The sequence below is a fragment of the Bradyrhizobium genomosp. I (2014) genome (genome assembly GCF_000261685.1).
Lineage (GTDB): Bacteria > Pseudomonadota > Alphaproteobacteria > Rhizobiales > Xanthobacteraceae > Bradyrhizobium.
Genome location: NZ_AJQE01000434.1, coordinates 1 through 10,735, shown reverse-complemented (window position 1 = coordinate 10,735; position 10,735 = coordinate 1). Strand labels below are relative to the sequence as shown.

Annotated in this window: 10 protein-coding genes; 3 read left to right on the top strand and 7 right to left on the bottom strand. The window is 65.5% G+C overall.

From position 1 onward, the window contains the following. Positions 1–82: 82 nt before the first annotated feature. Positions 83–862: a protein phosphatase CheZ gene (locus tag IC50_RS37335; protein ID WP_035716671.1), complete on the bottom strand. Its 780-nt coding sequence runs from the start codon at positions 860–862 to the stop codon at positions 83–85. Between the two features lie 315 nt (positions 863–1,177). Between IC50_RS37335 and IC50_RS37330 the strand changes: the two genes are divergently transcribed. Then, complete coding sequence (locus tag IC50_RS37330) at positions 1,178–1,990, top strand: L,D-transpeptidase (RefSeq protein ID WP_035716668.1); 813 nt, start codon at positions 1,178–1,180, stop codon at positions 1,988–1,990. Between the two features lie 643 nt (positions 1,991–2,633). Here the strand turns inward: IC50_RS37330 and IC50_RS37325 are convergent. From IC50_RS37325 to IC50_RS37300, 6 genes are all read right to left on the bottom strand, one after another. Then, positions 2,634–3,455 (bottom strand): DUF2076 domain-containing protein, encoded by an 822-nt coding sequence (locus tag IC50_RS37325; protein WP_035716667.1) that lies wholly within the window; start codon positions 3,453–3,455, stop codon positions 2,634–2,636. A 125-nt stretch (positions 3,456–3,580) separates the two neighbouring features. Then, positions 3,581–4,426 (bottom strand): ChbG/HpnK family deacetylase, encoded by an 846-nt coding sequence (locus IC50_RS37320; RefSeq protein ID WP_035716665.1) that lies wholly within the window; start codon positions 4,424–4,426, stop codon positions 3,581–3,583. Next, on the bottom strand, positions 4,423–5,469 hold the full coding sequence (locus IC50_RS37315) for a glycosyltransferase family 2 protein (protein ID WP_035716663.1): 1,047 nt from the start codon (positions 5,467–5,469) through the stop codon (positions 4,423–4,425). The genes IC50_RS37320 and IC50_RS37315 overlap by 4 nt, the downstream gene beginning before the upstream one ends. A 101-nt stretch (positions 5,470–5,570) precedes the next feature. Next, positions 5,571–6,548, bottom strand: a complete 978-nt coding sequence (hisG, locus tag IC50_RS37310; protein WP_035716660.1) for an ATP phosphoribosyltransferase — start codon at positions 6,546–6,548, stop codon at positions 5,571–5,573. A gap of 3 nt (positions 6,549–6,551) precedes the next feature. Beyond that, positions 6,552–7,703, bottom strand: a complete 1,152-nt coding sequence (locus tag IC50_RS37305; RefSeq protein ID WP_035716657.1) for an ATP phosphoribosyltransferase regulatory subunit — start codon at positions 7,701–7,703, stop codon at positions 6,552–6,554. Between the two features lie 214 nt (positions 7,704–7,917). Next, on the bottom strand, positions 7,918–8,673 hold the full coding sequence (locus IC50_RS37300) for a 16S rRNA (uracil(1498)-N(3))-methyltransferase (protein WP_035716654.1): 756 nt from the start codon (positions 8,671–8,673) through the stop codon (positions 7,918–7,920). A gap of 211 nt (positions 8,674–8,884) precedes the next feature. Here IC50_RS37300 and IC50_RS37295 point away from each other — a divergent pair, with 211 nt between their 5' ends. After that, complete coding sequence (locus tag IC50_RS37295) at positions 8,885–9,547, top strand: hypothetical protein (protein WP_035716652.1); 663 nt, start codon at positions 8,885–8,887, stop codon at positions 9,545–9,547. Positions 9,548–9,689: 142 nt separating this feature from the next. Continuing rightward, a complete protein-coding gene (ubiA, locus tag IC50_RS37290; protein WP_050991202.1) occupies positions 9,690–10,646 on the top strand; it encodes a 4-hydroxybenzoate octaprenyltransferase in 957 nt (318 codons plus the stop codon). Positions 10,647–10,735: the final 89 nt, after the last annotated feature.

Here is a 10,735-nt window from a genome sequence, read left to right as displayed (position 1 = left end):
ATTGCTTCGCTTCGCTCGCAATGACGCCAAACAAAGAACGCCGGCTTGCGCCGGCGTTTTGTTTTTTCCTATCCGTGTCCGCTCAGTCGAACAGCGCGTCGATGTCGTCCTGCGAGGCGTGGCCGACGTCGCCGGCGAGCTTCGGGCCGTTGAGGAGCTTCTCGTCCTCGCTGCGGCTGTCGACCTGCGCCGGCACATGGGCCTTGATCGCGTCGACGCCACCCCAGATGTCCATCATCGCATTGATGTGCTGCTCGATGAACTTCATCGTGGTCATGACCTTGCTGATGCGCTGGCCGGTGAGGTCCTGGAAGTTGCAGGCTTCGAAGATCGAGATGACGCGTTCCTGGATGTCGTCGGCGAGCCGCTTCTGCTGATCGGCCGAGTCCACCTTGGACATCGCGCTGGCGGCCTGGTCGATGGATTCTGCGGCTTCGAGGATTTGCTGGGTCGCCTGCTCGGTGCCGCCGACCACCGCGCCGAGCTCGCCATTGACCTTGGCCATTTCGCCGCCGTCGAAGCTCTTGCCGTGCAGCGTCGCGATCTCGCGCTTGGTGCGATCGATGGCGTCGTGGATGAGGTCGAGCTCCACCTTCAGCTTCTCGCACTGCTCGATCTGGGCCCGGTAGGTCTCGAGCATGGTACGCGCTTCGGCAAGCTCGTGGGCCGTCGAGGCGTCGATCGCCGCCATGGCTGCGCTTCCGGACAGCGGGGCCGCGCCCTTCGCCATCTGTGCGCGGATCGCGCGCAGCTCAGCCATGATCTCGCTATGCATCGGGGGTGCCTCTTCAGTTATGTCTAGAATGGGCATCTCGCCACCGACGATATCCTCGACACGAAAACGTTTGCGGTGAACAGCCATCAGGATACTCCCCCCACCTCATTCACGCGTCTTTGTAGGCAGAAGCGATTTAACACGAAGTTCACAGCCGGAACCGCCGGGCGGCCGCGCGCGACGCCGCGCAAAGAGGCGATTAACCATGGACGCACGACGTTCATGGAAAATAAACGCTGATCGCCAAATTGCGCCGCCGCTCGCGACGTGGTGAATCCAAGCGCCCGATACGTTTACCAAACAAAACGGCTTTTGCTCTTTATTGACCACGTCGCGGGCTCCGATCAGCCAGGCAGCTTCCGCGGCGCATGTGATCTAGACGAAACAGTACAGAGTACGTCGATGTTCAAGAAAATGTCTGTCGCGCTGCTCGGCAGCGCTTGCACCTTCATTGCCGGCGCGAACGATGCCAGCGCCTTCGACAACAGCATTCCGAACGATCCGCCCGCGGTGCTCTACGCCCCGCAGGTGCCGCCGGCGCCGGTGCGCGTCGCCTCCAATTCGAGCATGGGTGGCGGCTTCATCGAGTTCCTGTTCGGGGATGGTCCCGGCCGCGGTCCGGCTTACGCGCCGCAGCAGCCGGTGTATCAGCAGCAGCCGGCCTATTACGATCAGCGCCGCCTGCCGCCGATGGGCGAGCCGCAGATGCAGGGGGGATATCAGCAAGACGCGCTCCAGCAGGAGGCGGTCGATCTGCGGCAGCGTCCGTTCGATCCGAAATTCGAGAAACAACTCGTTGACTATAGCGGCAAGGAAAGTCCCGGCACGATCGTGGTCGATACCCCGAACAAGTTCCTCTATCTCGTCGAGGGTAACGGCCGGGCGATGCGCTACGGCATCGGCGTGGGGCGTCCCGGCTTCACCTGGTCCGGCGTGAAGTCGATCACCGCCAAGCGCGAATGGCCGGACTGGACGCCGCCCGCCGAAATGCTCGCGCGCCGGCCCGATCTGCCCCGGCACATGGAAGGCGGTCCGGAAAATCCTCTCGGCGCCCGCGCGATGTATCTCGGCTCGACGCTCTACCGCATCCACGGCTCCAACGAGCCTTGGACGATCGGCACCAACGTCTCCTCGGGGTGCATCCGCATGCGCAACGAGGACGTCATCGATCTCTACGGCCGCGTCAATGTCGGCACCAAGGTCGTGGTGATGTGACTCATGCGCTCGATGGAGCGATCAGCCCCGCGCGCCGCGCCGGCTCGGAATGCGCGTCATCGAAGGCGTTGCGTGCCTCCGGCGAATGCCTGCCAAGCTGGTCTATGCTCGCTGACGGTGCCGCCTCGACCCGAGACGCGGGGCGGAGCAGCGACGACGAGTTGATGAAACCGGATGCGGCGGGTGAGCGGAGCGGTTCAACCGCCGCGCCGACAGCTCTGCCTTCCTGAGGCGCTCGTGCAGTCCCTCCAACTCGTACAATTCGGTGATGAGATGTGTTGTCACGTCGCTCAAGGTTGCAATGCGCTCCTGAAGTGGACTCATTCTCGGAACCCCCGACTCTAGCCAAGAGAGGCAGCCACGTTGTGTGGCATGAGCAACGTGTTCTTCCAGTTGAACACCTATGTCCAAATTTGGAAATCCGGGAGTCTACGGTCGCGTGTGTCCGAGGGCCATTTCGCTTGTCGTGGTGAAGTCAGGCGCGTCCGGCAACGCTCGCTCAGTGCTGTCCAATAACCGCGCGCATTAGTCATATTATATCGAAGAGCCGCCTGCGTGCGGCGGCACAGAAGGTGCTTGAGCTATACCTTGAAAGAAACCGGCCGCCTGGAGGCGGCCGTTCCGCATTTGCCGGGCGAACTGCTCAGGCGTAATCGCTGCCGCCGTCGTCTCCGCCATCGAAATCGCTGTCGTCGGCCATGTCCATGTTGTCGTCGTGATCGTTGTCGTAGTTCTGATCGTTGTTGCTACGGTCATCGTTCGAGGCCTGGTCGAAGAAGCCTTGGCGGGAGTCCCGGTTCGAGCCGATGTCGTTGAGGCCGGCATCACGCGCGAGCGAGCCGCCGGACTGGTCGCTACCGCCCCAAGGGCTTCCACCGCCGCCGCGCTCCTCGATGATGGTGGTGTCGCCGAAAGCCTGATGCGATCCGCCGCCCATCATGCCGCGGATGCTGGAGAGCAGCAGTGAACCGCCGACGACGCCGGCCGCGGCCGCGGCCGCCGTGCCGAGGAACGAGCCGCCGCCACCGCCTATCGGTGGGGCACCATAACCTTGTCCCGGACCTTGGCCGTAAGCCTGTCCATATGGCTGGCCGTAGCCCGGCTGCGTCTGCTGCATCGCCTGGCCGCTATTCCACACCGGCCGCGAGTCGCGCGGCGGCACGTTTGGAACCGAGCCACGCGAGGGGCTGCCGCCGAACAGCGAGTCGCGCATGGTGTCGAGGAAGCCGCCGGACTGGGCGGACTGGGGCGCTTGGGCGGCTTCCAGCTCCTGGATGCGATTATGGGCGCGCTTCAGCGCTTCGTCCTGCAACAGCGTGGTCTGCACCAGCGCATAGACGGCGCCGGGGGCCTTGCGCAGTCCGTCGGAGATCGCGGCGGTCGCGTCCGGATCGCGCGGTGCATTTTCGAGTTTCGAAAGCCGGTCGAAGAGCTCGTCGACGAGCTGGCGTTCCTGCGGCGTCATGATCAATCTCCCTCGCGCGAAACAAGCGCGAGGCAGATGTAGGGTTCCATTGTGGCCCCAACAGTGCCGGCCGTATTAAATTTCCGTATGCGACAAGCTGCCTCCCGGCACGCTTCTCGCCGGTTTCATCCCAGTGTCACGTTGCTGGCGGTCAGCAGGCGCGCAAAGGCGTCGCTGGCGAGATAGGCGTGCTCGCGCTCACGCACATCGGTCATCGGGTCGAGGCCGGCGAGAACGTCATCGACGAAGCCGGGATGGCACATCACGAGGCCGCCGTCGGGAAGGCCTTCCAGGAAATGTCGCATCAGCGCGCCGAAATCGGCGGCGCGCGTGAAATCATAGGCGCCGGCGAAGCCGGGGTTGAAGCCGAGGCCGGCGCTGCCGGCGCGGCGGCGGAATTGCGCGCTGAGACTGTCGAGCACCATGGCTTTTGGTGACGCCAGCCGTTGCCTGAGCGGCAGGTCGCGGCCGCCCTGGCGGACCCAGGCGCTTGGCGCAGTTTCAACGACCGCATCGACGAAGCCGTCGCGCACCTGCGGGTAGAGCTGCACATGCTGATGGCCGTCGACGAAATCAGGCACGCGACCGAAGGCGTCTGCAAAGGCCACGAGCTGCGCCTTCACCTCGGCGCGGAAGAATTCGCGGTCGAGTCGCCGCAAAACGCCCGCGCGCAGCAGCTTCGGAAACGGCATGAACATGTCGCCGTCGAGCGGGCGGAAATGCATGGTGAGCGGCCGGAACGGCGCCGACAGCGTCACGTGCAATCCGATCGTGCAGCGCGGGCTCGTCTTCGCCGCGGACTGAAGCGCCTCGATCTCGCTGCGCGCGATCGCTGCACCCACCATCATCACCGAGGTGGCGTTGAGGCGGCCGCGTTCGATCAGGTCGCGGATGGCGCGGTTGACGCCCGGGCTGATGCCGTAATCGTCGGCGCAGAGCCAGATCCGCCGCGGCCTTGCCGCCGCGCTCATTCGGCCGCCGTCCTCTTGGAGACGTCGTCGGCCTTGTCGGCCTCGAAATGCCTTTCGCTGTGCTCGGCGACGAAGTAGATCGGGCGCGCCTTCAGCTCGGAGAGGATCTTGCCGATATACTCGCCGACGATGCCGATCATGATGAGCTGTACGCCGCCGATGGTCATCAGGCCGATCACGAGCGAGGGATAGCCGGGCACCTGCTTGCCGGTCGTGAACACCTCCCAGAGGATCGAAAGGCCGAACAGGAAGGCACCTCCGGCGAGAATGACGCCGAGCAGGCTGGCGAAGCGCAAGGGCGCAACCGAAAACGAGGTCAGGCCCTCGATCGAGAGGCCAAGCAGGCTTGCGGCGTTGAAGGTGGTGACGCCATGGGCGCGCGCCGCAGGCTCGTAGTCGACGCGGATCTGGCGGAATCCGATCCAGCTGGCGAGGCCCTTGAAGAAGCGGTTGCGCTCGGGCAATTGCCTGAGCGCAGCGACCGCGCGCGGCGACAGCAGGCGGAAGTCACCGGCGTCCTCGGGGATTTTCTGGCGTGCGCCCCAATTGATCAGCGCGTAGAAGCCGTGCACGGCGACGCGGCGCAGGAAGGTCTCGTTGTCGCGATGCGCTTTCGCGGTGTAGACGACGTCATAGCCGTCGTCGATCCAGTGCCGCACCAGCTGTTCGATCAGGGCCGGCGGATGCTGGCCGTCGCCGTCCATGAACATGACGGCGCCGAGCCTTGCGTGGTCGAGGCCGGCCATCAGCGCCGCCTCCTTGCCGAAATTGCGCGACAGCGACACCACCTGGACGTCGAGCGCGTCGGCCGGCAGCGACCGGGCGATCGACAGCGTCGCATCCTTGCTGCCGTCGTCGACGTAGACGACCTCGCAAGACAGCCGATAGCGCTGCCGCAGCGTCTTCGCGAGATCGCAGATGCGCTGATGCAGGGCGGCGAGGCCGGCCGCCTCGTTGTAGACGGGGACGACTATCGACAGTCCCTTCGCGGCAGCGGTGGCTGCCGTCGTCGTCATGCCGGAAACGTCAGAGCCCAGCGTCATCGATCAAGGTCCCAGAGGCGTTCAAGGTCATCCTCAACAGCATATGGTAGCTGCCGGTTACTGTCGCAAAGCTGAACGGAAAAGCCGAACGGACCTGGGACTCACCGCCGCAGGAACGCCTCCAGCCTGGCGAACAGCGGGTTCTCCCGGTCGAACACGTAGTCGAGCGAAACCACGGAAACGGTCTCGGCGCCATGCTCGCGCAGGAAGCTCGCCAGCGCGTAGAGCTGCCCCGGTGGGCAGTGCAACGTCAGCATGCCTGACGAGGTCGGTCCGCCGAACGGGGCCTCGACGCCGTACCGGCTGTGGGCTTCGCCGAGCAGGGCGGCGTCGCACTGTCGGAAGCGGGTGCGGACCTCGCGGTATTTGTTGGCCCGCGCCCTCGCTGCGATGTGGTCGAGGATGACGCGCGCGGTCTCCCGCGCCTGCGGCGACCAGTCGGCATCTTTCGACGCCACGAGATTGGCCTGGCTGCGCAGGATCACGCCGTCGTCGAGCACGCGCAAGCCGTTGGCGGCGAGCGTCGCGCCCGTGGTGGTAATATCGACGATCAGCTCGGCGCTGCCGGCTGCCGGCGCGCCTTCGGTCGCGCCTGCGCTTTCGACGATGCGGTAATCGGTGATGCCGTGGGTCTGGAAGAACGCGCGGGTGAGGTTGACGAACTTGGTCGCGACCCGCATCCGCATGTGATGCTGCTCGCGAAAGCCGGTGGTGACGTCGTCGAGATCGGCCATGGTGCGGACGTCGATCCAGGCCTGCGGCACCGCGACCACGACGTCGGCATAGCCGAAGCCGAGGCCTTCGATCAGCGAGACGCGCTTGTCGGCATCGGCGATGGTCTCGCGCACCAGGTCCTCGCCGGTGACGCCAAGATGCGCGAAGCCGCGCGACAGTTGCGATGCGATCTCGCTCGCCGAGAGATAGGCGACCTCGACATTGTCCAGCCCTGCGATGGTGCCCCGGTAGTCGCGGGCGCCGCCGGCCTTCGACAGCTTGAGCCCGGCGCGGGCGAAGAAGGCCTCGGCGTTCTCCTGCAGGCGGCCCTTGGAGGGAACGGCCAGAACGAATGGCGCGCTCATGGCTTAAGCTCCCACCTTGCGGCCGATCTTCGTCAGCGCATCCACCCACACCGAGAATCCCACCGCGGGGATCGGCTCGGCCGATCCGAGCTGGGTCATCAGCCCGTCATATCGGCCGCCGGCGACCAGCGGCTCGGCGCCGTTGCCGCGGTGATGCAGCTCGAATTCGAAGCCGGTGTAATAATCGAGGCCGCGTCCGAAGGCGGTGGAGAAGCGCGTCTGCTTCACGTCGATGCCGCGCGCCGCCATGAACCCGACCCGGCTCTCGAACTGATCGATCGCCTTGGCGAGATCGAGCTTCGCGTCGGCCGTGAGTGCGCGCAACTCGGCGATGGCGTCGTCGGGGTTGCCCGAGATCGTCAGGAAGCGCTTGAGCACGGCAATCGCCTCGCGCGGCAGCGCGCCGCCCTTCAGCGTCGATTGTTCGAGGAAGCGATCGGCGATCTCGGCCGTGGTACGTCCGCCGACATTGGTGGTGCCGGCGATCGACATCAAATCGGTGACGAAGGCGAGCGCCGCCTTGCGGTCGGAGCCGGCGAGGGCGGCCAGCACGCCCTCATATTCGCTGCGTGTCGCGGTGGTCGCGGCTGCCAGTCGCTCCAGATCCTGCTCCAGGCTGATCTTGCGGTTGAAATCCTTGACCAGGCGGCGGCGCCAGACCGGATACAGGTTGAGGGCATCGAGCAGAGCGTTGAACAGCGCGACGTCGCCGGTGCGGATCTCGACGTCGCCCACGCCGAAGGCGCTGGTCGCCTCCAGCGCCAGCGCCAGCATCTCGGCGTCGGCCGCGGCGCGGTCCTGGCGGCCGAACGATTCGATGCCGGCCTGCAGGAATTCGCTGGCCTGGCCGCTGCGGTAGCGGAACACCGGGCCGAGATAGCTGAACCCGGCCGGCTGACCGGCGCGGCTCGAGGCGAGATAGTCGCGGGCGACGGGAATCGTCAGGTCCGGGCGCAGGCAGAGCTCCTCGCCGGACAGGTCTGTGGTCAGATACAGGCTCTTGCGGATGTCCTCGCCGGAGAGGTCAAGGAACGGCTCGGCCGGTTGCAGGATGGCGGGCTCGGCCCTGACATAGCCCGCCTGCGCGAACGACAAGAGCAGCGTATCCGCCCAGGCGGCGGAGCCGGCAGCGTTTGAGGTGGCAGTCGCGGTCATCACAGGGGTCCATCGTCCCGGCGGAACCGGGCAGGGCAAGGGGATCGCCGCAGCCCTTAGCATGGCCCGAAAACGGTTTCGACCTCCAAAGGATCAATCGCTTAACGACGGGCAATGCATCGCTCATCGTCTGCGCCGGGCTTGCCCTGGTTTGCCCCGCAGGCGGGACAAGCCTGGGCATGACGGCCTGGTGCGACTGCATCGCCGACGGAAACTAGCCCGTCTTGCCGCCCCAGTCGCCCAGCACCGCCTGCACCAGCGCCAGCGCCGCCACTGCGGCCGTATCGGCCCGCATGATCCGCGGGCCGAGCGCCAGCCGCAGGATTTTGGGCTGCCGCAGCAGCAGCGCTCGCTCTTCCTCGGCGAAACCGCCCTCGGGGCCGATCAGCACGTCAATGCCTTGGCCGGCCTCGCGGGCGCCTTGCAGGCCCTGAACGGGGTTTTGGACCTCCGCCGCCTCGTCGCAGAAGATCAGCAACCGGCTCGCCGCGCGCTGGCTGAGGTACCGTTCCAGCGGTATCGGCTCGACAACGGTGGCGAGGCTGAGGATGCCGCATTGCTCGGCCGCCTCGACGACATTGGCGCGCATCCGCTCGGTATTGACCCGGGAGGCCTGGGTGAAGCGGGTCAGGACCGGCTGCAGGGCGGCGGCGCCCATCTCGATGGCCTTCTGCACCATGTAATCCAGCCGGGCATGCTTGAGCGGCGCGAAGACGTAAGTGAGGTTGGGGAGCCGGTCCTGGGGCCGCGTCTGCTGGAGGATCACGAGGCTATCCGGCCGCTTGCGGCCTTCGATGGCCGCCTGCCACTCGCCGTCCCGGCCGTTGAAGGCCAGCACCTCGGCCCCGGCGGCAAGCCGCAGCACATTGCCGAGGTAATTGCTCTGATCGCGGTCGAGCGGCACCCTGGCGTCCTGCACGAGGGGGGAGTCTACGAACAGCCGGGGAGCGCGGAAATCGTGGGAGGGCATCGTTCAAGGGTCCGATTTGCCGCCGTTCTTAACCGAAACCGGTACTTTTGGGGGTAAATATCGCCGAATTGATGCGTCCCAGCGCCGCGCTCCTGCCCAATTCCACGGGTTGTTAAGGGCCGGCGGGAATCGTAAAAACGCGAACGCGCTGATTGCGCTTCAAATGGGAAGACGCCGAATCCCGTAAGCTCCTGCCGGAGAGACTGCCTTCATGATCCGTCATCTGATGGTTCCGATCACCGCCGCCATGGTCACCATGGGTGCCGCGGGCGCCTATGCCCAAAGCGCCTTCCCAGCGCCGCTGCCCGGCCAGGCCGCGACCAGCTCCGCCTTTCCGCCCGTGAACGGCTCGGCGCCCGTCGCCTCCGTCGGCACGGCGCCGCAATCGTCCTTTCCCGTGAATGGCGCCGCGCCAATCGGAGGTGCCGGGGCGTTCAGCGCGGCTCCGCCGACGCAAGCCGGTCCCGGCGAGGACTGCATGAAGGCCTTCATTCCTCTGCGCGAGGAAGCCGAAAAGCGCGGCAAGCTGATCAAGGCCGCGAGCGACCGCCATGCGCCGCCGGACGAGGCCTGCAAGCTGATCGGCAACTTCAGCCAGGCCGAAGTGAAGATGATCAAGTACATCGAGTCCCACGCAGCCAAATGCGGGATTCCGGCGCAGGTCGGCGCGCAGATGAAGGATGGCCACAAGAACACCGAGGCGATGCATAAGAAGGTCTGCATGGTGGCGCAGCAGATGCAGCAGCAACAGGCGCGTCCGGCTGGCCCCTCGCTGAGCGAGGTCCTGGGCTCGGGTTCGGCGCCGGAAGCCAATGCTGGCAGGAAGGGCGGCAGCACCTTCGATACGCTCAACGGCAACGTCCTGACCCGATGATACACGTGCCGCCGATTTGAAGTTCCTACGGTGCTCGCCGCGAGATCCTCATAGGAACTTCAAATCGATAAGCGGCACGTGAATTGTAATTTTCTGGCTAGTGCCCTTGTAGTTTTCGAAGTTCGTACCGGAATACGCCGCGATGGAATACGAACTTCGAAAACTGGGCACTAGCACGTCCGCCCGCGTTGCCGACTCCACCGGCAACTGGGTCGATACGCTCGCGCCGCATTGGGCGCGGCCCTACCTGCGCTTGTCCCGCTTCGACCGTCCGATCGGCTCGTGGCTGCTGTTGATGCCATGCTGGTGGTCGGCGGCGCTCGCGAGCGGCATGGCGCATGACGTCCGCGGACTGCCGCTCACCATCGTGCTGTTCTTCATCGGCGCCTTCGTGATGCGCGGGGCGGGCTGCACCTGGAATGACATCACCGACCGCGACCTCGACGACAAGGTCGAGCGCACGCGCTCGCGGCCATTGCCGTCGGGGCAGGTCACCACGAAGCAGGCGCTGGCCTTCATGGTCGCGCAGGCGCTGATCGGCCTCCTGGTGCTCCTGCAATTCAACCGCTTCGCAATTGCGACTGGCATCGCTTCGCTTTTGATCGTCGCGATCTATCCCTTCATGAAGCGCATCACCTGGTGGCCGCAGATCGTGCTCGGGCTTGCTTTCTCCTGGGGCGCCTTGATGGGATTCGCCGTCACGTTCGGACGCATCGACCTCACCGCGCTCGTGCTCTATGCAGGCGCGATTTCCTGGGTGATCGGCTATGACACGATCTATGCGCATCAGGACGCCGAGGACGACGCGCTGATCGGCATCAAGTCGACCGCACGCCTGTTCGGCGCGCACACGCAGCAGGCGCTGATCCTGTTCTACGGGCTCGCGGTGATGCTGATTGGCATCGCGCTGGCCTCCGGCGATGCGCGCTGGCCGGCCTGGCTCGGGCTCGTGGCCTTCGCCGTGCATCTGGCCTTGCAGATCGTGCGCTTGAGGATCGACGATCCCGAGCTCTGCCTGCGCCTGTTCAAGTCGAACCGCGATGCCGGCTTGCTGTTGTCTGCGGGATTGCTGATCGACGCGGTGACGCGGGCGGCGTAGCTCTCGTAGGGTGGGTTAGCGAAGCGTAACCCACCACTGTCTCTCTCCACAGAAACAGAAGAGGTGGGTTACGCCTTCGGCTAATCTTA

What these genes read in the sequence shown, in the direction of transcription:
- IC50_RS37330 (WP_035716668.1), top strand. Translation starts at nt 1,178, where the DNA reads ATGTTCAAGAAAATGTCTGTCGCGCTGCTCGGCAGCGCTTGCACCTTC.
- IC50_RS37335 (WP_035716671.1), bottom strand. Translation starts at nt 862, where the DNA reads ATGGCTGTTCACCGCAAACGTTTTCGTGTCGAGGATATCGTCGGTGGC.
- hisG (WP_035716660.1), bottom strand. Translation starts at nt 6,548, where the DNA reads ATGAGCGCGCCATTCGTTCTGGCCGTTCCCTCCAAGGGCCGCCTGCAG.
- IC50_RS37295 (WP_035716652.1), top strand. Translation starts at nt 8,885, where the DNA reads ATGATCCGTCATCTGATGGTTCCGATCACCGCCGCCATGGTCACCATG.
- IC50_RS37305 (WP_035716657.1), bottom strand. Translation starts at nt 7,703, where the DNA reads ATGACCGCGACTGCCACCTCAAACGCTGCCGGCTCCGCCGCCTGGGCG.
- IC50_RS37320 (WP_035716665.1), bottom strand. Translation starts at nt 4,426, where the DNA reads ATGAGCGCGGCGGCAAGGCCGCGGCGGATCTGGCTCTGCGCCGACGAT.
- IC50_RS37325 (WP_035716667.1), bottom strand. Translation starts at nt 3,455, where the DNA reads ATGACGCCGCAGGAACGCCAGCTCGTCGACGAGCTCTTCGACCGGCTT.
- IC50_RS37300 (WP_035716654.1), bottom strand. Translation starts at nt 8,673, where the DNA reads ATGCCCTCCCACGATTTCCGCGCTCCCCGGCTGTTCGTAGACTCCCCC.
- IC50_RS37315 (WP_035716663.1), bottom strand. Translation starts at nt 5,469, where the DNA reads ATGACGCTGGGCTCTGACGTTTCCGGCATGACGACGACGGCAGCCACC.
- ubiA (WP_050991202.1), top strand. Translation starts at nt 9,690, where the DNA reads ATGGAATACGAACTTCGAAAACTGGGCACTAGCACGTCCGCCCGCGTT.